Source organism: Streptosporangium album (assembly GCF_014203795.1).
Lineage (GTDB): Bacteria > Actinomycetota > Actinomycetes > Streptosporangiales > Streptosporangiaceae > Streptosporangium > Streptosporangium album.
Map to the genome: position 1 here is coordinate 302295 of NZ_JACHJU010000004.1, position 22521 is coordinate 324815.

The following is a 22521-nucleotide window of genomic DNA, read 5'->3' on the forward strand; positions in this document are numbered from 1 at the left end:
CGCCTAGCTCGTCCAGGGCCGGGTGGGGATCGCTCATGTGCGGCAGCGTGGCGCCGCGTACCGGCGCGAACTGCGCATGACAGAGATTCAGCGTCGCGCAACTGAACCGAACCTACGCCAAGAGAAGCGTCAGCGACCGACCGGACACAACCCGGTCAGCGCACCCCGCAACCCTCAAGATCATCTAAATGCGGGTTTTGGGCTTATGTGGGCTGGACCCCCGAAGACCCGCCGAGCACCATCGGAGCATGTCCGGCACCAGAGCGGGCTCACCTGCCGTCTTTGTCGCTGCCTGACAAACGGACCACCCTCGCCCGCGGCTAGTCCGAACGGACCCCGAGTCCACGAGCCGCTACGCGACCAAGATCACACCAGCCGCATGTCACACCACCCCGACGGGCGCGTTTGTGCGATCCCCACAACTCCGGCCGCGAAACACGCTTAGTCCCCGCCATTCCGATATCCGGGGGCAGCCGAGAGTATGTACCCCGGTTGGGGCGGGGACGGCCGCCGTGTTCACCGGCTTCGAAAGGCCCGCTCAGTGTTCAGTCGTGTCGCCATCGTCAACCGCGGTGAAGCCGCCATGCGGCTCATCCATGCCGTTCGGGACCTAGCAGCGGAGACGGGGACACGGATCGAGACCGTCGCCCTGTACACGGACTCCGACCGGACGGCCACGTTCGTCCGCGAGGCGGACATCGCCTACGACTTGGGGCTCGCCGCGAACCGGCCCTATCTGGACCACGCGGTCCTCAAGAAAGCCCTGGTCGAGACCTGTGCGGACGCGGCCTGGGTCGGTTGGGGCTTCGTGGCGGAGGATCCGGCGTTCGCCGACCTGTGCGCCGAGATCGGCGTGGCGTTCGTCGGCCCGAGCGCCGAGGCGATGCGCAAGCTGGGCGACAAGATCGGCTCGAAGCTGATCGCCGAAGAGGTCGGTGTGCCCGTCGCGCCGTGGAGCCGCGGTCCGGTGGAGACGCTGGATGACGCGAAGGCGGCGGCGGACCGGATCGGCTACCCGTTGATGCTGAAGGCGACCGCGGGCGGCGGTGGTCGTGGTATCCGGATGGTCTCCAACGCCGACGAGCTGACCCAGGCCTACGAGCTGACGCGCCAGGAAGCCGCGCGCGCGTTCGGCAGTGAAGTCGTTTTCCTGGAGCGCCTGGTGACGGGCGCCCGACACGTCGAGGTGCAGGTCATCGCGGACGGGCAGGGCACCGCGTGGGCGCTGGGCGTGCGCGACTGCTCCGTGCAGCGGCGCAACCAGAAGATCATCGAGGAGTCCGCCTCCCCGGTCCTCAACGCCAAGCAGGTCGCCGAGCTGAAGGCGTCGGCCGAGCGGCTCGTGCTCGCGGTGGACTACCAGGGCGCGGGCACCATCGAGTTCCTCTACCACCCCGGTGAGCGGCTGTTCGCGTTCCTCGAGGTCAACACGCGCCTGCAGGTCGAGCACCCGATCACCGAGATCACCACCGGCGTCGACCTGGTGAAGGCCCAGTTGCACGTCGCAGCGGGCGGCAAGCTCGAAGGTGACGCGCCCGAGGAGTGGGGTCACGCCGTTGAGGCGCGCCTCAACGCCGAGGACTCCGACCGCGACTTCGCACCCTCACCCGGCCGGATCGCGCGGCTGGCGCTGCCCAGCGGCCCCGGCATCCGGGTGGACACCGGGTTCAGCGAGGGCGACGCGATCCCCGCCGACTTCGACTCGATGATCGCCAAGATCATCGCGCACGGCCGTGACCGCACGGAGGCGTTGGCCCGCCTGCGCCGCGCGATGACGCAGACGACCGTCGTCATCGAGGGCGGCGTGACGAACAAGGGCTTCGTCCGCATGCTGCTCGACGAGCCCGCGGTGATCGACGGGTCCGCCGACACCGGCTGGATCGACCGCGTGCGCGCCCAGGGCGCCCTCGTGTCGCACCAGCACTCCGCGATCGCGCTGATCGCCGCCGCCATCGAGGCCTACGAGGACGAGGAGGCCGTGACGCGGCAGCGCTTCCTGTCCGCCGCGCACGGCGGCCGTCCGCAGGCGCAGCACGAGAGCGGCCGCGCGCTGGAGCTCAAGCTCCGCGACGCCGGCTACCGCGTCCAGGTCGCCCGCACCGGCGGCCATCGGTTCCGCATCGGCATCTCGGCGGGCGGCCCCGAGCACGCGGCCGACGTCGACATCGACCGCTTCGACGAGCACAGCGGCCAGATCACCGTGAACGGCGTCCGCTTCAAGGTCGTCACGAGCACTCACGGCCCGATCCACCTGGTCGAGGTCGACGGCATCACGCACCGGATCAGCCGCGACGAGGGCGGCATCGTGCGCTCGCCCGTGCCCGCGCTTGTGGTGGCCACGCCGCTGCAGGCGGGCGACGAGGTCGAGGCCGGTGCGCCGCTGCTCGTGGTCGAGAGCATGAAGATGGAGACCGTGCTGCGCGCGCCGTTCCGCAGCCGCGTGCGGGAGCTCGCGGTGTCGGTCGGCAGCCAGGTGGAGGCGGGCGCCCGTCTGCTCCGCCTGGAGCCGCTGGGTGACGGCGACGAGGCGGCCGGTCCCACCGCCGCGGCGAAGGAAGTCGAGCTGGACCTGCCGTCCGAGCCGGTGGACGTGCCCGCGGCCGAGCGGGCCGCGCGTGGTCTGCAGGACCTGCGCAGCCTCCTGCTGGGCTTCGACATCGACTCGCAGGACGAGAAGCGCCTGCTCGTCAACTACCTGGCCGCGCGCGCCGAGCTCGTTGCGGAGGGCAAACACGAGCTGGCCGGTGAGGTCGAGCTGCTGCGCCTGTTCGCCGACCTGAGCGAACTGAGCCGCAACCGGCCCGCCGGCGAGGAGTCGAAGTCCGACTCCGCGGTGCACAGCCCCCGCGAGTACTTCCACACGTACCTGCAGTGCCTCGACTCGGACCGGTCCGGGCTGTCGGAGAGCTTCCAGCAGCGGCTCACACACGTGCTGTCCCGCTACGGCGTCGAAGGCCTGGACCGCACGCCGGAACTGGAGGACGCGGTCTTCCGGATCTTCCTGGCCCAGCAGCGCGCGTCCGCCGACGTCGCCGTGGTGACGACCCTGCTGCGCCAGTGGGTGAACGAGGCCCCGCCCGCCGAGGCGGACCGCGTCACCGTCGGCCTGGCGCTGGAGCACCTGGTCGCCGCCACCCAGGTCCGGTTCCCGGCCGTCGCGGACCTGGCGCGCGGCATCGTGTTCGCCTGGTTCGCCCAGCCGCTGCTGCGCCGCACCCGCGCCAAGGTCTACACGGCCGTGCGCAAGCACCTGCGCCACCTCGACCGGCACCCGGACGCGCCCGACCGTGCCGAGCGGATCTCCGCGATGGTCGCCAGCGCCGAGCCGCTCGTCCGGCTGGTCGGCCAGCGGATCGGCCGCGAAGGCGCGGACCCCGTGCCGCTGCTGGAGGTGCTGAGCCGCCGCTACTACGGCAACCGCGCGCTTAGCGACATCCGGGTGAGCAAGGTGGCGGGCTGCACGTTCGTCGTCGCCGACCACCGCACCGCGACCGGCAACGGCCGCGTCGTGACCACCGCGGTCGACTTCCCGGCGCTGGCCGAGGCGGTCAAGGCGGTCGACGAGCTCGCCGGTGACGGCGAGCTGGTGGCGGACGTCTACCTGACCTGGCCGGACGGTCCGAGCGACCCCGACGAGATGGCCACGCGCCTGCACGAGGTCCTGGTCGCGCAGCAGCCGTCGAACCGGGTCGGCCGCATCACCACGACCGTCGCGGGCAACAGCGGCGCCGTGATGCACCACCACTTCACCTTCCGGCCGTCCGCGGACGGCTTCGTGGAGGAACGGCTACTGCGCGGTCTGCACCCGCGCATCGCCGAGCGCATGCAGCTGGAGCGGTTGCGCGACTTCGACCTCACCCGGCTGCCCTCACCCGACGAGGAGGTCTACCTCTTCCGGGCCGCGGCACGGCAGAACCCGTCCGACGAGCGCCTCGTCGCCCTGGGGCAGGTCCGCGACCTGACCCCGTTGCGCGACGACGAGGGCAGGCTCGTCGCGCTGCCCGCGGCCGAGGACATCCTGGCCACGTGCCTCGACGCGATCCGCCGGGCCAAGAAGCCCGGCGCGAAGACGTCCGCCACGAACCGGATCGTCATCTACGTGTGGCCGCCGACCGACCTCTCGCCGGACGACCTGAACACCGTGGCGAAGCGCGTGTTGCCAACGACGGCGGGCGCGGGCCTGGAGGAGGTGCTGTTCCTCGGCAGGCGCCGCGACAGCGCCACCGGCGAGCTCGTCGACATCGCCGTCCGGATCGGCTACGACGTGGACTCCGGCGTGCGACTGTCCGTCGTGCTGCCGCCGACCGAGCCCATCGAGCCGCTGGACGACTACCGCCAGGAAGTGCTGCGCGCGCACAGCCGCGGCACGCACTACCCGTACGAGCTGACCGGCATGCTCGCCGGGCCGTTCGGCTCGTTCACCGAGTACGACCTGGACGAGCACTCGAAGCTGGTGCCGGTGAACCGGCCCAAGGGGCGCAACACCGCCGCGCTCGTCGCGGGTGTCGTCAGCACGCCCACGCCGCGCCACCCGGAGGGCATGACCCGCGTCGTGCTGCTGGGCGACCCGACGAAGGCGCTCGGCGCGCTGTCCGAGCCCGAATGCGCGCGGGTGATCGCCGCGCTCGACCTGGCCGAGCAGATGCGGGTGCCGCTGGAGTGGTTCGCGCTCTCCGCGGGCGCCCGGATCTCGATGTCGTCCGGCACCGAGAACATGGACTGGGTGGCGGCCGCGCTGAAGCGGATCGTGAACTTCACCCAGGACGGCGGCGAGATCAACATCGTGGTCGCGGGCATCAACGTCGGCGCCCAGCCGTACTGGAACGCCGAGGCCACGATGCTCATGCACACCAAGGGCATCCTGGTGATGACGCCGGACTCCGCGATGGTGCTGACGGGCAAGCAGTCGCTCGACTTCTCCGGCGGTGTGTCGGCCGAGGACAACCATGGCATCGGCGGGTACGACCGGATCATGGGCCCGAACGGCCAGGCGCAGTACTGGGCGCCGGACATCCGCGGTGCGCGGGAAGTCCTGATGTCACACTACGACCACAGCTACGTCGCGCCGGGGGAGAGTCTGCCGCGCAAGACGGTCACCAGCGACCCGGTGGACCGCGACGTGTCGACGTTCCCGCACGCCGTACCGGACAGCGACTTCACAACAGTGGGCGAGATCTTCTCCGTCGAGTCCAACCCGGACCGCAAGAAGCCGTTCGACATCCGCACGGTCATGCGCGCGCTGTCCGATCAGGACCACCCGGTGCTGGAGCGGTGGGCGGGCATGGCCGACGCGGACACCGCCGCGGTCCAGGACGTCCACCTCGGTGGTCGACCGGTGTGCCTGCTGGGCATCGAGTCCCGATCCGTGCCGCGTCGCGGATTCCCTCCCACCGATGGCCCGGACACCTACACCGCGGGCACCTTGTTCCCGCGGTCGTCCAAGAAGGCCGCTCGGGCCATCAACGCCGCCAGCGGGAACCGTCCGCTGGTCGTGCTGGCCAACCTGTCAGGGTTCGACGGGTCGCCCGAGTCGATGCGCAAGCTGCAGCTGGAGTACGGCGCGGAGATCGGCCGCGCGGTGGTGAACTTCAAGGGCCCCATCGTGTTCTGCGTGATCTCGCGCTACCACGGCGGCGCGTTCGTGGTGTTCTCCAAGGCGCTCAACCCGAACATGACCGTGCTCGCGGTCGAGGGCTCGTTCGCCTCGGTGCTCGGCGGTGCTCCGGCCGCCGCGGTGGTCTTCGCGCGCGACGTCGACAAGCGGACCGGCAACGACCCCCGCGTGCTCGCGCTCGCCGCCCGTGTCGCGGAGGCGCCGGCTGCCATGCGGGCCACGTTGGCCGGCGAGCTGGCCGAGCTGCGGTCGTCCGTGCGGGCCGAGAAGCTCACCGAGGTGGCCACCGAGTTCGACCGTGTGCACAGCATCCAGCGGGCGGTCGACGTCGGCTCGGTGGACGCGATCATCAGCTGCGCCGAGCTGCGGCCGCAGATCATCGAGGCGGTCGAGAAGGGCCTCGCCCGACAGGTCTGACCTGGTCCTGAAGCCGGACGCCCGTGCCTTTTCGGTGCGAGCGTCCGGCTTTTCGCGTTCCTGCGGAGGCGTCCGGGTGAGCGGGCTGTCCTGCCCCTGCCAATGGCCGACATTCCCTGACACCCGGCCGGGCGTCACCCGTTCCCCGTGCGGAAGCTCAAAAGCGGCTGGCGAAGCCACGGAACGTCTTGCCGGACATGGAAACGTCCATTCGACTCCGGCAGCGTAATCCACAGCAACCAGCCCGGTGCCCTGGTCAACGCCGGCAGCACCCCGGCCGCCACGCGGTGGACGGCCATCACTGCCCGGCGAACTCACGTATTCCGCAAAGTATCCGGGGCCTGAGAAACAACGGAACAGCCGGTGGCGTTAGCGAGCCGTGGCAGGCGGATGAACGGAAACGGGGTTGAAGAAGTGCAGGCCGACCACCTGCGCCAGGCGGCCGGTAGCCTGGGCGAGCCGGGCGATGGGGATGGACGGGGTGCTGGACGCGAGGATGGCGTCGGGCCGCTTCACGGTTCCGTCGATCTCCGCGGACAGCGAGATCTTGAGGTCGAGATCCGCCACCGCGGCCTCGATGACGAGGTCACGGTCCGCGAGGTAGGCCAGCTCCGTGGTGTAGCTCAGCCGGGCTGAGGGTACCGTTCTGCGCCTTCATGTCGTCCAAGGTCGCGATCGACACCCCGGCTACGGGCGGACGCGCCGGCCAACGGGGAGCGACTGTTCTGCCACGTCCACGGCCTCGCGAAGAACCAGGCCCAGCTGATCCCGGGCCGGCCGTACTCCTTCATCGCCCCCTGGAGCAGCGGTCGACCAGCATGGGCAAGCCATCGACGTCCTCGCCTCGGCCCGCCGGCTCGTCGGGTAGCCGCGGCGTTCACCGAACTCACCCGAGCGATCTGACCCCGCACCAAAACGCCGGTCCAACACGAACGAGTCGTAGTCGATCGCCGTGCCATTCACGAGATGGGTGGCGCCGGGTGCCTGCGACGCAGAGTCGAACGTGATGTCGAGGTCGTCCCCGCTCAGGCTGTGGTATACGAGTCGCGGATTCGCATCCTCGAGATGGCTCACGTCCATGCTCGTGGTACCGATAAGGGCGCTCGCGAACGCGTCGAGGTCGGCGTACGCGGACGCATCCGCCGTGTCCAGCACCCAGCCGTTCTTGTCGGCTTGGCTGCGCAGGATGTCGTAGCTGTAGCTGAGGCTGGCGGTCGGGTGGGTCTGCGACGTCGTCTTCACTTTGTTCGCCGGGTCATTCGGCGTCTGGTGGTACCACGTTCCCGGCTTCATCAGCTTGTACGCGAAGTACATCGACCCGGCGTCGGCGACCGTCCATCCACCGACCTCACGCCGTTCGAGAATCGAACCGGATGCGGGGAACAGCGCGTTGATGTAGTTCGAGGTCTGGTCGCCCGACGACTTGTAGACGCCCACCGCCGTAGGGCCATTCTGCATCACCCGTTGGTTGGCAGGCTGGTTGTAGGTGCCGATCGGAGCGTTGCCCTGGTCGACCGACAGCCGGAAAAGCGGATTCGCGGCGTCGGAGTGCCAGCGGAGCACGACCGGCAGATCCTCGATCCAGTTGTCGACCCGACGGTACTGGACCTCGGTGCCGAGACCCCAGGTGGGTCGTACGTAGCTCGTGTGGTGCGCTCGGCGCGCTGACGTTGCCGCGCGCATCCTTCGCCCGCACCGTGAATCTGTAGCCCGTTGCGGGCATCAGGCCGCCGACGACCGCCGAGGTGGTGTTCCCGCTGACGGACGCGACCTGGTAGCCGTCACGGTAGACGTCGTATCCGGTCACTCCGACGTTGTCGGTCGACGCCGTCCAGGCGAGCGAGACGCTGCCGGCGGATACGGCCACGCGCGAGTGACGTCGGCGCGGTCGGCGGCGCCGTGTCGGAGATGCCGCCGCCCACTTCGTAGATTCCGATGTTGTCGACGGTGATCGCCTCGTCGGTGCCGCCGGTGTCGACGCGCACCGAAAATCCGAGCTCGACCGTCGAGATGACCCGCTGCCCGCCGTTGGGCACGATCGTGAAGCGGTACTGCGGGATGTCGGTGTCGCCGACCCGCGACAGGGCGCCGGATGCGGCGGTGTACGCGGAGGTGGTCGTGATGCTCACTGACGGAATCGGAAACCGCGGCACGAGATTGTTGTCGAAGTTGCCGAACTGGAGCTGCGCGTAGATGTCCTTCTCGTTGGTGTGCGGGTGAGCTACTTGACGGCCCCCGTTGCGAGGCCCTTGCTCCAGAACGACTGCAGCGACAGGAACATGGCGACGACGGGCACGACGGAGACGAACGCGCCTGTGACGACGGTGGTGTAGCTGATGGGATAGCCCTGAAGTTCGCGCCAGCCGACGAGGCCCACGGTCACTGGTTGGAGGGAGGTGTCGGCGAGCATGAGCGAGGGCAGGAGGAAGTTCGTCCAGATCGCGACGAACTGGAAAAGGAAGATCGTGACCATCGCGGGTGCCATGAGCCGCACGCCCATCGCGAAGATGCGCATTTCGCCGGCACCGTCGAGACGGCCGGCCTCGAGCAGGGCGTCTGGTATCGACGACGCGGCGTAGATCCGGCTGAGGTACACGCCGAAGGGGCTGACGATGCTGGGGATGAAGACGGCCCAGAAGGTGTTGATGGTTCCGGTGAAGCTGAACACGAGGTAGAGCGGGATGGCGAGCACGGGTGCGGGCAGGAGCACCGCGGCGAGCACGGTGCCGAAGACCGCCTCGCGCCCCGGGAAGGGGAACTTCGCGAGCGCGTACCCGCACATGGACGCCAGGAGCGTGGAGACGATGCCGCCGCCCACCGCGTACAGCAGCGAGTTGAGCAGCCAGCGCGAGTAGATGCCGCCCTGGGCCTGGAACAGGGTCTGGATGTTCTCCGCGAGGGCGAAGCTCTCGCCGAACCAGAAGCCGTTGCCCGAGAAGATCTCTCCGCTGCCCTTGGTGGCGGAGACGACCAGCCACCACACCGGGAGCAGGAAGTAGAGGGCGAAGAGGGTCATGACGGCCAGCACGAACAGGCGCGAGGCGGGGTTCACCGTCGTCAGCGGATGCGCCCGGGGGCGCCGCCGGCTCGGCGGTTCGGCGACGGGTTCGGTCCGTGCGGGCGATTGCAGTGCTGCGGTCATCAGTCGACGCTCCTGGCCGATGCGCGGAAGACAAGAACGGACAGCACGCAGATCAGGGCGCCGAGCACCACGGACTGCGCGGCCGCGTAGTTGAAGTCATTGGCCGAGAGTGAACGGAGAGCGGCCATGATCGGTGTGTAGGTGGACGGCAGATTCGGCGCCACGGATTTCATGGTGGCCGGCTCGTTGTAGAGCTGGAACGTGCCGATGATGGAGAAGACGAGGGTGAGCAGCAGGGCCGGCCGGATCAGCGGGACCTTGATGAGCAGCGCGGCCTTCCAACCGGAGCAGCCGTCGAGAGCGGCGGCCTCCATCGTCTCCTCGGGGATGGCCTGCAGGGCCGCGAAGATCAGGATCGTGTTGTAGCCGGTCCATGCCCAGGTCAGGATGTTCGCGATCGAGAACGGCAGGGCGCCGTCGGTGACGAAGCTGACGTCGACGCCGATCGATGCGAAGAATCCGGTGATGGGACTCAGCGTGGGCGCGTACAGGAACGACCACACCAGTGCCGCGATCACGCCGGGCAGCCCGTAGGGCACGAAGTAGGCGACCCGGAAGAACTTGCGCCCCGTCGAAACCGACGAGTCGATGAGAAGGGCGAGGATGAGCGCGATGCCGAGCATCACGGGCACCTGGATGATGCCGATGAAGCTCACCCGGCCCAAGGATGCGATGAAGTCCCCGTCCTGGAACACGCGCACGTAGTTGCCCAAGCCCGCGAAGACGGCCTCGGCGCCGCCGAGGCCGAGGCCCGAGCGTTTCACCGCGAAGAAGCTCTGAACCACGGAGTACCCGGTTGGCACCAGGTAGACAACGACGAAGAGCAGGAGGAACGGCAGAACGAACGGCGCAGCTCGCCTAAGCTCGCGGAGTCGGCTCTGCCGCTGAATCGTCACACGGGACACGGTCACCTAACCTGTCGAAGGACCGGGGGATGCGGATTCGCGTGGCTCGCGTAGCGTGCGCCCCCGCGAAGCGCTACTTGCTGACGGAGAACCCTTGGGCTTGCAGCGCGGAGACCGTGCCCGTCTGGGCGCCGTTCAGGGCGTCCTGGAAGGTCGCACTCTTGGTGGGCACCTTGCCGAGGCCGTCGCCGAGTGCCGAGGCCGTGGTGGACATCACCGGACCCCACCGCCAGTTCGGGTTCACCTTGGCCGACTCCGTACGGAACAGCTGGTAAATGGCCTGGCCGCCGTAGTAGCTCTCCGGAGTGTCGAGTGCCGCGTTGGCGAGCCCGGATTTGGAAGCCGGAAGGATGGCTGCGGATTCGATCAGGTTCGACACGGATTTGTCGTTGGTCGACATCCACATGGCGAACTCGGTGGCCTCCTTCGGGTTCGCACAGCCCTTCATGACGGCCGTGGCGGATCCGCCCGAGTTGCCGACGGAGTCTGTGGTGCCCCACCGGGGCATGGCCGCGACGGCCCACTTGCCCGCGGAGCCGGCGGCGTTGTCGCGGATAAGTGATGCCGACCAGACCGGACCGACCTCCGCCCAGACTTTGCCGCTGTTCCACGCGGAGTAGAGCGCCGCGTCGAAGGCGGGATAGGAGGTGACGAGATCCTGGTCGAAGAGCCCCTGCCAGTAGCCGGCGACCTTGCTGTTGGTGGCGCTGTCGAGCGAGACCGTCCAGGCGTCGCCGTTGACTCCGAACCAGGGAGCACCGCCCTGCCAAGCGAAACCGGCATAGAGGTACGGGTCGGTGGGCAGGTTCATGATGCGGGCCTTCGGGTCGGCGGCCTTCACCGCGGCGGCGGCCGCCTTGAACTCCTCCCAGGTCTTCGGAGCCGCGATGCCCGCGGCGGTGAAGAGGTCGGAACGGTAGAACATGCCCATCGGCGCGGTGTCGACCGGCACGCCGTAGGCGGTACCGTCGATGCCGACATTGCCCCACACCCAGTCGGCGAATTCGGCCTGCCGTGGTTTGACGTACTGGCTGATGTCCTGCAGCATGCCGGCGGCGAGGAAGCTCGAGAACGTCTCGTAGCCGATCTGCGCCAGGCACGGGGCCGTGCCCGCCTTTGCGGCCGTGAGCATCTTGTCGTAGCCGCCCGCGCCGCCGTTGGCGATGGCCTCGTACTTCACCTGGATGTCGGGGTGAGACTCGTTCCACAGCGCGACGGACTTCTCGTAGCCCGAAGCCCAGCCCCAGAAGGTGATTTTCACCGGGCCGCCGGTGCTCGCCCCGGTGCTGCCGGAGCACCCCGTCAGCGCGATGCCGGTGGCGGCGATGACTGCGGCCGCAGTGAGTCGCGCATTTCGGTTGAGCATGACTTCCTCTCGACTGCTACTTGTAAGCGCGTTGCGTGTCGCCGGGTCATTCAGGTTGCCCGGCCAGCCGCATCTCCCCGCTGCCTGGCGCCTGCACCCCGGCCATGATCTTGACCAGTGTGGACTCATCGGCGCCGGTGCCGCCCACGAGTGCCGGCACCTCCCCGGGAGCGACTTCGAGGGAGACATCGCTCAGGGCGGTGGGGTGACCGAAATGCTGGGAGATGTTCGCGGCCGACAACACCGCGGTGGCACCGCGCCCCGGGGGCGGGCTCGGGGCCGGCGCCGACGAGTCGTGCGGGTCGGCGGACACTTTGTTTCCCCTTTACGACGATCAGGTTAATGCTCGGATACTTGCATACAAGCTCGGCGGCATGCAACGATCATTTTCGTGAGTTCCAATCAAGCGCTCATCCCTGAGCCGACACCCGTCGGGCGCGATCCGATGCTGTCACCGGTCGTCCGAGACCGTCCGTCAGCACGGACGTCCGATCGCGTCTACGACGAGTTGGTCTCCGCGATCCGCGAACTGCGACTCGCCCCTGGAGCGTCCCTGTCCGAGACAGACCTCGCCGAGCGGCTGCACGTCAGTCGTACGCCGGTGCGCGAGGCCCTCGCGCGGCTCGTCGACGCGGGACTCGTGCGGGTCGTGCCGCAGGTTGGCACCCGGGTTGGGTTGATCCGCCTGCGTGATGTGGAAGAGGCGCGCTTTGTCCGCGAGAGTCTGGAGGTTGCGGCCTTCGAGGTGGCGTGCGCCGGCCCGGCGCCGAACGTCACTGTGCTGCGCGAACTGCTCGAACGGCAAGAGCACAGCTACCGCACCGAAAACTATGACGCCTTCTTCGCGGCCGACGAGGCGCTGCACAGCGAGATCTTCACGCTCAGCGGCTATCCGGGAGCGTGGCAAGCCGTGCAACGGATGAAGCTGCAGTTGGACCGGCTTCGGCGGCTCACCCTGCCCGACTCCGCCGCGGTGCGCAAGCTGATCGACGAGCATCGACTGATCGTGGACGCGCTGGAGACCTCTGATCTGTCAGCCGGTCGCTCCCTGATCAGCCGGCACGCCAGGCGCGCTCTGGAACTCGGCCCGACGCTGCGCGCCAAGTACCCGGACTATTTCACGGAATGAGCGCGACGACGGCTACCGGGACCGCGGACAGACGCGCTCCGGTGTCGTACCGGATCGCCCCTGACCAGACACCCGACCTGCTCGACGTCGACATGGAACAGGTTGCCGCAACTCGAGGCGCTGGCGGGAACCGCATTCGCGGGCCCGTGGCGCAACGCTCGGTCCAGGAAGGACATCACCACGTGAGCAGGTTCGACGGGCGGACGGTACTCGTCACAGGCGCGGGTTCCGGCATCGGCTACGAAATGACTCGCCGATTTCTGGACGAAGGGGCAACGGTGTACGCGGCGGATCTCAACCCCGCGGGCGTACCGGACGGCAGCATCCCTCTCGCGGTTGACGTGACCGACCCCGACTCTTTCGCGGCGGCGGTGTCCCGTGCGGTGGCCGAGACCGGCTCACTGCACGTCCTGTGCAACAACGCGGGGACGTCCTCGACCACGGACCCGATCGCCTGCACCGTGGAGGAGTGGGAACACACCTTCGCGGTCAACAGCCGCGGTGTCTTCCTCGGCACCAAGTTCGCGCTGCCGCACATGCTCGCCCAGCAATACGGAGTCATCGTCAACACCGCGTCCGCAGCCGGACTCGTCGGGTTGAAGGACCGTGCGGCCTACTGCGCCAGCAAGGGCGCGGTAATTGCCTTCACCCGCCAGGTCGCGGTGCAATACGCGGGAACCGGTGTGCGCTGCAACAGCGTCTGCCCCGGGACGGTCGATTCGCCGTGGGTCGGGCGGCTGCTCGCGGCGGCCGACGACCCGGCACACGCCCGCGTCCAGCTCGTCGCCAGGCAGCCGATGGGCCGGCTCGGCACGCCGATGGAGGTCGCGGCAGCGGCCCTCTACCTCGCCTCGGACGAGGCCGCGTTCATCACTGGCACCGAACTGGTCATCGACGGCGGCCTGCTCGCCGGTTGACAGCCCCTACCACGAACGGATCACCATGAGAATAATGCGTATCGGCGCACCCGGCGCCGAACGGCCCGTCGTTCTGCTCCCCGACGGTCGTCACCTCGACCTGTCCGGGCTTACCGACGACATCGATGGCGAATTTCTCGCCGGTGACGGCCCGGGCCGGCTGCGCGACGCGGTCGCTGGGGACAGGTTGCCGGAGATCGACGTCGTCGGGCAGCGCGTCGGCCCTCCCATTGCCCGGCCCGGGGTTGTGCTCTGCATCGGCATGAACTACGCCGCGCACGCCGCCGAATCAGGCTCCGATGCGCCGCAGTGGCCGGTCATCTTCTACAAGGCTCCCAACACCGTCGTCGGCCCGTACGACGAGGTTTTGCTGCCACGCGGGTCGGCGAAGGCGGACTGGGAGGTCGAGCTCGCGATCGTGATCGGGCGCCGCGCCCGCTACCTCGGCTCCCCTGCCGACGCGCCGGCTCACGTCGGCGGCTACGCCATCTGCAACGACGTGTCCGAGCGAGCCCTGCAGCTGGAAACCAGCGGTGGACAGTGGTCGAAGGGCAAGAGCTGCGAGACGTTCAATCCGCTCGGACCCTGGCTGGTCACCCCCGACGAGATTCCAGACCCCCAGACCCTCGGCTTGCGCGCGTGGGTCAACGGTGAGGCCCGGCAGGCGTCCAACACCAAGGACATGATCTTCAACGTCGCTACGCTGATCTACGAACTCAGCCAGGTGACCGTCCTCGAACCGGGCGACGTAATCAATACCGGCACGCCCGAAGGTGTTGCGCTGTCAGGCCGTTTCCCCTACCTGATGGAAGGTGACATCATGGAACTCGAGATCGACGGGCTGGGCCGGCAGCGGCAGCGGGTCGGGCAGGCATGACCATCCGCCTCTCCCTCGGCCACATCGACAAGTACGACTCCCACGTCGCGACGTTCGCCCACCAGCTCGGACTCACCGGCGTGCAGCTGCACACCCCCGACCTGCTGCCCGGAGTCGACGGCTTCTGGAGCCTGGCCGAGTTGAGGGCCCTCCGGGAACGCTGCGACGCTGACGGGCTGGCGATCGACGGCCTCGAAAACGTCCCGCTCGCCCACTTCTGGAAGATCCAACGCGGCCTGCCCGGGCGGGATGAACAGATCGAAAACTACCGGAAGACGATCCGCAACCTTGCCGCCGTCGGAATCGATCTGCTCGGCTACAACTTCCTCGCCACCTACGTCTGGCGCACCGACATGGCCGCGAAAGGACGCGGCGGCGCCAAGGTCACCGCCTTCGACCTGGCCGACGTGCACCGCGGCAACGCGCTCGCCGGGTACCGGCTGACCCCGGAGCAGCCCGTGGACGAGCCGATCACGGCCGACCAGATGTGGGCCAACCACCAGTACTTCCTCGACGCTGTTCTACCCGTCGCCGAGGAAGTCGGCGTGCGGCTCGCCCTGCACCCCGACGATCCACCCGTCAATGAGCCCCTGGGCGGCGCAGCCCGGATCTTCATCTCCCCTGCCGCCATTGGACAAGCCCACAAGCAAGCCGGCGGCAGTCCGTCATGGGGGCTGAACCTCTGCCTCGGAACGGTGTCGGAAATGGCCGGCGAGCAGAGCATCAACGAGGTCATCGACCTCATGGGACCGGCCATCTTCTACGTCCATTTTCGGGACGTACGCGGCACTGTACCGCGCTTCAGCGAGTCCTTCCTCGGCGAGGGCAACTTCAACCCGGCACGAGTGATCCGCCGGCTCAACGACTCCGGATTCGACGGATTCCTCATCGACGACCACGTCCCAGCACTGATCGGAGACCTGGACACCTGGGGCGACACATCGTCCGAGGCATACTGCAGCCGAGGCCGAGCACACGCGATCGGATACCTGCAAGGCGTCCTGAACGGCCTGGCGCTCGACGAGCCAGACGGCACACGTGGTCTGCCGGCGAACAGTCAGCTCCCGGCCAACCTGTGACGAGCGAGGATGCGGTGTCACCACGCGCTACACGATCACCCGATCAGTCGGTCGACGCCCCGACCGAAGTGGTGCACGCCCGGCTTCGCGGATCGCGTCGGCGCGGCCGCACCGGGGATCGCGTCGGCGCGGCCGCACCGGGGATCGCGTCGGCGTGGCCGCACCGGGGAACCGAGAACAGGACATCGATACCCGTTCGGGGCTCGACCAGCGACAGCACGTCCGAGCTGCGATCCGGATCGACCACAACCCTGGCTCGCGTCGGTTCGCGGCGTGATCATCGCGCCTAGAGCCTCTCCTCGGCTTCTTCCGGCTCCGGCTTTTCGGAGCCCCTGAGGATGAGCTGTGTGGGGAGCATCCGGGTGGCAAACGCCGAGGTGTCGCCATTCAGGCGACCGAGTACGATCTCGGCAGCGGTGCGCCCCATCAGCTCGATGTCCTGGCTCACCACCGACACCGGAGGGCTGCCGAGCAACGATGTCTCGAAGTCGTCGAAGCCGACGAGGGGCAACCGTCGGCCGGCCTTCTGGAATGCGAGCAACGCACCGATCGTCGAGCGGTTGTTGGCCGCGAAGACGGCGTCGGCCGAGTCGTCGCCGAGCACGGCGCCGACCTCGTGTTCCGCCTGTTCCCTGGTGCGCGCCGTCGTGATCGTGAGCGAGTCGTCAACGCCGATCCCGGCCTCGGCGAGCGCCGCGGCGTATCCGGCGTGACGTTCGCGCATCGTGTAGATGTCGAGCGAGTCGCCGACGAAGGCGATGCGCCGCGAGCCGGAGGAGGCGAGCGCGAAGGTGGCCTCGCGCGCCCCGCCCGCGTTGTCCGCGAGCACGGCGTCGGCATCAGAGTACGGCACGGGCCGGTCAAGGAAGACCAGCGGAGGGATGGGCGAAACGACGTCGGACCAGTCGCGGACGGCGTTCCGCGGCGGCACTACGATCAGGCCATCCACCCGCTGCTCCATGAGCCGATCGACCAGGCGATCGTGCCGCAGCCCTTCCTCTTCGGAACTGGCGATCGTGACGAGGTATCCCGCCGCATCCGCCACACTTTCGATGGCTCGTGCGAGCGCTGAGTAATAGGGGTTCGCGAGGTCGCTGATGACCAGGCCGATGGTCTTGCTCGTCCGACCGGGCCGGATGCTCGCCGCGGAGAGGTTGCGGCGGTAGCCGAGCTTCACGATCGCTGCACTGATTCGATCCACGAGGTCAGGATCGATGTTCGTTTCCCCGTTGACGTGACGCGAGACGGTCTTCAAGCTGACCCTTGCTTCGTGAGCAACATCATTCATCGTAGGGTTGCGTGGCACCTGGTCTCTCCAGTCGACGACTGTTACCGCCCGATCGTATTCTGCTGTGCCACCGCGCCATCGTGCTCGGCGAGCAGGTGCAGTGTAGTGCCGCATCAGGCAACGTTTGCCCTCCTTGTACTTCGGGTAAAGAGACTCGAAGCCGTCGGCGTCGAAGTTGTGGATCACATCCCGGACCCGGTCTGCGCTGGTGAAGGTGACTTCGGCGATCTTTGCCACGGGCATGCCCTGCGCGGACAGCAGCACCGTCTGGGCCCATCGCCAGGTCACCACCGACCCCGTACCGCGGCGGATGATCCGCAGCAGCCGTCTGCCCTCGTCATCATCGATCTCACGCACGCGTATCCGTCTGGAGGAGGCGGCGCGGCCGGTGCCCTGATTCGCTCAGCCGGCCCGTCTGACGACCCTCACCCCGCCCGCGGGCACCGTGATCTCCCCCTCGTGAACGGACCCGTCCAGCAGGTCGGCTCCCGCCCCCGGAACGGTCGTCTCGGTGTCGCCGTGGTTGATTAGGAAGACGTAGTCGTGATCGGCCGAGCGGCGCGTCACGACCTCGAGTCTGCCGTCGGAAGGTGTCGCCGCCGCAAGCCGCTTCGCGATCGCCTCCACCAGACGCGCTCGGGCGCCGGCGGCCAGTTCCACGCCCACGTACCAGGCTTCCCCTGCGCCTCGGGTCGCGCGCGTGATCGCCGGCGCACCCGCGAAGTCGCCGCTGAGGTACCGGGCCTCGGCCACCGCATCCGTTAGATCGATCTCCTCGTGCCAGGTCGAGACCCGGGTGGGCCCCGTGACCCCGTCGATCTCCACGGAGTCCGCCTCCATCATGGGCGCGAACTCCTCCACGCGCACCCCCAGCAGCTCGCGGAACGCCCCGGGGTAACCGCCGAGCCGTACCCGGTCGAGCGGATCGACGATGCCGGAGAAGTAGGTGACGATCACGGTCGCCCCCGCGTCTGCGGCGGCGGCAATGGCGGCTGCGTCGTGGTCGGAGACCAGGTAGAGCATGGGCACGACGATCAGTCGGTAGCCCGACAGGTCGGCCGACGGCGGCATGACGTCGACGGTGATGCCCGCCTCCCAGAGACTCCGGTACCAATTGAGGGCGGACTCCATGTACGAGAGACCGTTGTGCGGATGCGACTCTCGCTCGGCCGCCCACCACGACTCCTCGGAGAACAGCAACGCGCAGTCCGCGACTACCCGGGTTCCGAGCACTTCGGCACAGGATGCGAGCTCCACGCCGAGCGCCGTCACCTCCCGGAACTTCCGGCTGTCGGCACCGGCATGCGGGAGCATCGCGGAATGAAACCGTTCGGCGCCCGCGTTGGCGGCCCGCCACTGGAAGAAGCAGATCCCGTCGGATCCGCGGGCGACGTAGGAGAACACGTCCCGCCGGAGTTGCCCGAGGCGCTTCGCGGGGTTGACAGGGCGCCAGCTCGTGGCACTGGTGGCCGTCTCCATGAGCAGCCACGGCTTCCCTTGCGACAAGCCGCGTGCCCGGTCGGCCGAGAACGACAGCTCGACGTGAGCGTCGGGCGTCGACCTGAGGTAGTGGTCGCTCGCGATGAGATCCAGGTCGTCGGTCCACGAGCTGTAGTCCATGTTCTTTCCGGCGTCGAAGAGCACCAGGTTCGTGGTGATCGGCACAGCCGGGGTGACACGCCGCAGCACGGCGGTCTCTGCTCGCAGCTGCTCGCGCAGCCGGTCGGAGCTGAACCGGTCAAAGTCCAGCACGTGAGTGGGGTTCGAGTCGGTGAACGTCACCCGCGGAGGCTGAATCTGCTCCCACGCCGAGTAGGCCTGGCTCCACGCGGCGGTCGTCCACGCGGCGTTCAGCTCGTGGAGCGAGTCCCGGTACCGCTCTTTCAGCCAGCTCTGGAAGGCCACGGCGCTCGCGTCGTCGTAGCACCGCGAATTGTGGCCGCCGAGCTCGTTGGACACGTGCCACAGCGCGAGAGCCGGGTGCTCGCCGTAGCGCTCCGCCATCTTCTCCACCAGCGCGAGCGAGTGCTCGCGATAGACCTGCGACGACGGCGACCAGGCCTGGCGTCCGCCCTGCGACATCATCCGCCCGTACCGATCGACGGGCAGCACCTCCGGAAACTGTGTGGTGAGCCACGGCGGAGGCGATGCGGTGGCCGTGGCGAGATCGACGGCGATGTCGTTCGCATGCAGCAGGTCGAGCACGCGGTCGAGCCATCCGAAGTTCCATCGATCGGGCGCCGGCTGCAGCGTCGACCAGGCGAAGACACCGACCGTGACGAGGTTGACACCGGCCTCGCGCATCAATCGCACGTCCTCGTGCCACACGCTCTCGTCCCACTGCTCAGGGTTGTAATCGCCTCCGAAAGCCACGGGTTCGCCGCCGAACCGGGCCACGACGTTGGCGGGCCACCGGATCCACTCTGCCGTCACGAACTCTTCTCCTCACTGCCCAACGAACGAACATCCACGCGAAGACCGCCTTGCCAGCCAGCAAACCGAAACCCGGTAAGCCCGACCCCGGACGACCACCCGGCTCCACCAACCGCGGACCAGCACCCCGACACGACGTCGGGAGACCGTCAAACGCAGCCTGAGGATCACCGCCCGGAACAGCGCCAGGTTGCGACAAGATCAGACTAGCGGCTTGAGACAACGTTGTTTAGAGTGAACCCGCGCAACCGGCTCACAGCCCGTCCTGGCACGACAGTTGCGGCGATCGTTCAACGAAAATGCCCACCGCGGCTGACCCCCGCGCCGTCCACGGCGCGGAGCCCGTGGACGATATCAAGGGAGTGGATCGTGGCGGAGTTCGACGGCAAGGTCGCCATCGTCACTGGTGGACTTAGCGGCATTGGACGCGCGACAGCCCGAGTGCTTTCGGCGCGCGGCGCGACGGTCGTGGCCGCGGGTGTCCCACCGACACGTGACTCCGAAGCTCCGCTTCCAGGTATCGAACACGTCGACGTTGACGTCACCGACGAGACCGCCACCGCGCAACTCGTCGCACACGTCGCCGCCACACACGGCGGACTCGACATCGTCGTCGCCGCCGCCGGAATCCAACGCTACGGCACGGCGGCGAAGACCAGCGCCGATGAATGGAACGAGGTGCTCGCCGTCAACGTGACCGGCGCCTTCCACACCATCAAGCACGCGTTACCCCACCTGCGCGCTCGCGGAACGGGGGCGATCGTGATCGTCTCCTCCGTTCAAGCCTTCGTCACCCAAAACGCCGTCGCCGCCTACACCACCAGCAAAGGGGCGCTCAACGCACTCGCACGATCGATCGCGATCGACGAGGCGAAGAACGGGATCAGAGTCAACACCGTCTGTCCCGCATCGGTGGACACCCCGATGCTGCGGTTCTCGGCCCGCACCTTCTCCGACGGCAGCGACCAAGCCGCGCAAGCACTGGTCGAGTCCTGGGGACGGATGCACCCACTGGGACGAGTGGCGCAACCGGATGAGGTTGCCGAAGCGATCGCCTTCCTGGCCAGTGACCGCGCCAGCTTCATCACCGGTATCGCGCTACCCGTTGATGGTGGGCTGCTGGCCAACGCCGCGGTGGTGCTTCCCGAATGAGGGAGAACATCCGTTACGACCGTGATCCCGGTCGGCCAGACTGGTTTCCACTTGTCCCGAACAGCCGCTGGGTCAGCCCTGGCCGGCCCGGCCAGCCGGGGATGACCGAGGACTCCAGATGACGGCTGAGGTTGCGGTTCCCAGTAGGGCCCGAGTCGGCGAAGGGCCGGTGTGGGACGCCGAGATCTGTCGCCTGCACTGGGTCGACATCCCCGCCGGACACATCCATACCAGCGACCCGACCACCGGTCAGACCACCAGCGTCGAGCTGCCGACGCTCGTCGGCGCCGCGGTACCACGACGCAGCGGAGGCTTCGTCGCCGCAACGGCCGAAGGGTTCGCGACCGTCGAAGCCGACGGATCGATGAACATCCGGCGCGCGATCCTGCCCGACGGCGAGCGCATGAACGATGCGAAGTGCGACAGGCAGGGGCGACTCTGGGCCGGCAGTACCACGATGGATTTCCAGCCCGGCAAAGGCGCTCTGCATGTCCTCATGCCGGATTGGACAAGCCGCGTTGTCCTTGAGGAACTGGCCCTGCCCAACGGGCTTGGCTGGAGTCCCGATGGACGCACCTTCTACCTCGCCGACACCATTGCCGGCGAGATTTCGGCCTTCGACACCGATCCCGGGTCCACCAGGATCAGTCGTCGACGCACGTTGTTCCGGATCCCCGCTCGCACAGGCATGCCGGACGGACTCACCGTCGACACAGCAGGGTGCCTATGGGTCGCGGTATGGGGCGGCGACCGCTTGGCACGGATCTCTCCGGACGGAGACTTGCTCGGCGAGGTCCCGCTGCCCGTGCACCAGCCGTCCTCCTGCACGTTCGGCGGATCCCGTCTCGACATCCTGTACATCACGTCGGCCCGTGAAGGGCTCGATCTTTCCGGCAACGACCCCGCGGGATCAGTGCTCGCCATCGACCAGTTGGGCGCCGTGGGCATGCCGTCGACGGCGTTCGCCGGATGAGTGGGGCCGCGATGGTTCGCCCCAACGTGGCAGCTGGTACTCCGCAGTGAGGAACTCGCGCACCAAGAGGCGTACCAAGTCGGGCTGGCCGCTGATGCACCGGCACTTCGTCGACCACGCCAACGCCCTCCTGCGCGAGCCGGAACCCCGAAGGTGCTGGGTATCGATGAGACCCTGCGGGTGCCAGAAAGGTGCGGACGGTGCTCGTTGAAATGCGCCTCGTACTGGCTTCCTCCTCCCGAACGTTTCCCCAGACACCCGAGCATGTTGTGGTGTCAAGCGACGGCTGCTGGAGGAGGAGAACGCCCAGCTGCGGCGGGCGGCCTTCGGACGCGGCCATCCGGCTCAGCCCGCGGAACGTCCTCTCCCGGACACGGGTGCGGATGCGGAAACCGGTGCGGACGCGACGCCTCCCCGCGGGCGCCTGCGGGACCTGGGCTTGCCGGTATGGTCCGTGTACTCCAGCCACCATTCCGCGATCACCAGGTTGACGACCCAGCTGAGCCAAACACCGGCGGCTCCGATCGCCATGATCATCGCCTGCTCGTCGCCGCCGTAGGCGGTGTCGAGCCGCGGAAGCTGGACAAGGAGCAACACCCCGGCCCACAGACGACTCACGACGATGGACGTGGTCAGCGCGAAGCTGCGGATCATCCACCTGCGGTGCTCGGGGAACCGCCGCTGCCGCGCCATCCGCCATCCGGCGATACCGGTGATCAGCCACACCACGCCCAGCATGGTGTTCCCAGCGTTCCCCCCGAACCCCGTGTGGCCGAACGGAGCGACCCCGAGCACGGTGATGCCGGCCGGGAAGACCCCGAGGAAGAAGTACGCTCGCCCCATCCAACGGTGCACCCGGGGAAACGAACGACGGAACCACGGCCACACCTGAAAGCACCCCGTCAGCAGGGCCACCGTGCCGAACATGATGTGCGCCACGAGCAGGGGATAGAAGAATGGCGGAGAATCGGACACCTCGACCCGCGATTGCGCCGGATCGAAGGTGAGGTACGGCGGCACGGAATACACCACGAAAGCGAGCATCACGATGAACAGCGGAATGATCCAGCGAAACTGGCGCCGCCGCCGTGGTCGCGCCGCCGGCTGCGGAGGCGGTGCCTCGGCCCCGTCCTCGTCGGGCACCGAGCCCGGTCCTCCCAGCATTGTGGCCACAGAGGGTCTCCTCATCGTCGTCGGGGTCGGCGGGCGTTACCCGCCCATTGGGGCTA

The 22521-nt window shown here is 68.2% G+C and carries 18 protein-coding genes; 7 read left to right on the forward strand and 11 right to left on the reverse strand.

The annotated features are described in order from the left end of the window. Positions 1-541 precede the first annotated feature (541 nt). Entirely contained in the window at positions 542-6031 is a 5490-nt protein-coding gene (locus tag FHR32_RS35290; protein WP_184758859.1) for an ATP-binding protein, read from the forward strand. Positions 6032-6400: 369 nt separating this feature from the next. Here the strand turns inward: FHR32_RS35290 and FHR32_RS35295 are convergent, their stop codons facing one another. From FHR32_RS35295 to FHR32_RS35330, 8 genes are all read right to left on the reverse strand, one after another. Then, complete coding sequence (locus FHR32_RS35295; protein WP_184759029.1) at positions 6401-6658, reverse strand: 3-hydroxyacyl-CoA dehydrogenase NAD-binding domain-containing protein; 258 nt, start codon at positions 6656-6658, stop codon at positions 6401-6403. A gap of 60 nt (positions 6659-6718) precedes the next feature. Next, complete coding sequence (locus tag FHR32_RS35300; protein WP_184758860.1) at positions 6719-7468, reverse strand: hypothetical protein; 750 nt, start codon at positions 7466-7468, stop codon at positions 6719-6721. After that, positions 7380-7898, reverse strand: coding sequence for a fibronectin type III domain-containing protein (locus tag FHR32_RS47435; protein WP_184758861.1), 519 nt, complete (start codon positions 7896-7898; stop codon positions 7380-7382). The genes FHR32_RS35300 and FHR32_RS47435 overlap by 89 nt, the downstream gene beginning before the upstream one ends. Beyond that, entirely contained in the window at positions 7813-8160 is a 348-nt protein-coding gene (locus tag FHR32_RS35310) for a hypothetical protein (protein ID WP_184758862.1), read from the reverse strand. The genes FHR32_RS47435 and FHR32_RS35310 overlap by 86 nt, the downstream gene beginning before the upstream one ends. Before the next feature lie 92 nt (positions 8161-8252). Beyond that, positions 8253-9173 (reverse strand): carbohydrate ABC transporter permease, encoded by a 921-nt coding sequence (locus FHR32_RS35315; RefSeq protein WP_184758863.1) that lies wholly within the window; start codon positions 9171-9173, stop codon positions 8253-8255. After that, positions 9173-10069, reverse strand: coding sequence for a carbohydrate ABC transporter permease (locus FHR32_RS35320; protein WP_221466675.1), 897 nt, complete (start codon positions 10067-10069; stop codon positions 9173-9175). Before FHR32_RS35320 ends, FHR32_RS35315 begins: the two co-directional genes overlap by 1 nt. 82 nt (positions 10070-10151) lie before the next feature. Beyond that, positions 10152-11444, reverse strand: coding sequence for an ABC transporter substrate-binding protein (locus FHR32_RS35325; RefSeq protein ID WP_184758865.1), 1293 nt, complete (start codon positions 11442-11444; stop codon positions 10152-10154). 46 nt (positions 11445-11490) lie between these two features. Continuing rightward, a complete protein-coding gene (locus FHR32_RS35330; protein ID WP_221466676.1) occupies positions 11491-11757 on the reverse strand; it encodes an ATP-binding cassette domain-containing protein in 267 nt (88 codons plus the stop codon). Between the two features lie 78 nt (positions 11758-11835). Between FHR32_RS35330 and FHR32_RS35335 the strand changes: the two genes are divergently transcribed. The 4 genes from FHR32_RS35335 (at position 11836) to FHR32_RS35350 (ending at position 15446) form a co-directional block, all read left to right on the forward strand. Beyond that, positions 11836-12573, forward strand: a complete 738-nt coding sequence (locus FHR32_RS35335) for a GntR family transcriptional regulator (protein ID WP_221466677.1) — start codon at positions 11836-11838, stop codon at positions 12571-12573. A 92-nt stretch (positions 12574-12665) separates the two neighbouring features. Further along, the gene (locus FHR32_RS35340) at positions 12666-13490 is read left to right on the forward strand and encodes an SDR family NAD(P)-dependent oxidoreductase (RefSeq protein ID WP_184759032.1); all 825 of its coding nucleotides are present in this window, start codon (positions 12666-12668) and stop codon (positions 13488-13490) included. A 34-nt stretch (positions 13491-13524) separates the two neighbouring features. Continuing rightward, complete coding sequence (locus tag FHR32_RS35345) at positions 13525-14367, forward strand: fumarylacetoacetate hydrolase family protein (RefSeq protein WP_312882843.1); 843 nt, start codon at positions 13525-13527, stop codon at positions 14365-14367. Next, positions 14364-15446: a mannonate dehydratase gene (locus tag FHR32_RS35350; RefSeq protein ID WP_184758867.1), complete on the forward strand. Its 1083-nt coding sequence runs from the start codon at positions 14364-14366 to the stop codon at positions 15444-15446. The genes FHR32_RS35345 and FHR32_RS35350 overlap by 4 nt, the downstream gene beginning before the upstream one ends. 286 nt (positions 15447-15732) lie before the next feature. Here the strand turns inward: FHR32_RS35350 and FHR32_RS35355 are convergent, their stop codons facing one another. Together FHR32_RS35355 and FHR32_RS46895 are read right to left on the reverse strand one after the other, a co-directional pair. Beyond that, on the reverse strand, positions 15733-17091 hold the full coding sequence (locus FHR32_RS35355) for a LacI family DNA-binding transcriptional regulator (RefSeq protein ID WP_221466679.1): 1359 nt from the start codon (positions 17089-17091) through the stop codon (positions 15733-15735). 45 nt (positions 17092-17136) lie between these two features. After that, positions 17137-19167: a beta-galactosidase gene (locus tag FHR32_RS46895; RefSeq protein WP_221466680.1), complete on the reverse strand. Its 2031-nt coding sequence runs from the start codon at positions 19165-19167 to the stop codon at positions 17137-17139. A gap of 369 nt (positions 19168-19536) precedes the next feature. Between FHR32_RS46895 and FHR32_RS35365 the strand changes: the two genes are divergently transcribed. Both FHR32_RS35365 and FHR32_RS35370 read left to right on the forward strand, forming a co-directional pair. After that, positions 19537-20319 carry an SDR family NAD(P)-dependent oxidoreductase gene (locus FHR32_RS35365; RefSeq protein WP_184758868.1) on the forward strand — a complete coding sequence of 261 codons (783 nt, stop codon included), beginning with the start codon at positions 19537-19539 and terminating at the stop codon, positions 20317-20319. A gap of 118 nt (positions 20320-20437) precedes the next feature. Further along, complete coding sequence (locus tag FHR32_RS35370) at positions 20438-21292, forward strand: SMP-30/gluconolactonase/LRE family protein (RefSeq protein ID WP_246468305.1); 855 nt, start codon at positions 20438-20440, stop codon at positions 21290-21292. A gap of 345 nt (positions 21293-21637) precedes the next feature. Here the strand turns inward: FHR32_RS35370 and FHR32_RS35375 are convergent, their stop codons facing one another. Further along, positions 21638-22456: a DUF2306 domain-containing protein gene (locus FHR32_RS35375; protein WP_246468371.1), complete on the reverse strand. Its 819-nt coding sequence runs from the start codon at positions 22454-22456 to the stop codon at positions 21638-21640. Positions 22457-22521: the final 65 nt, after the last annotated feature.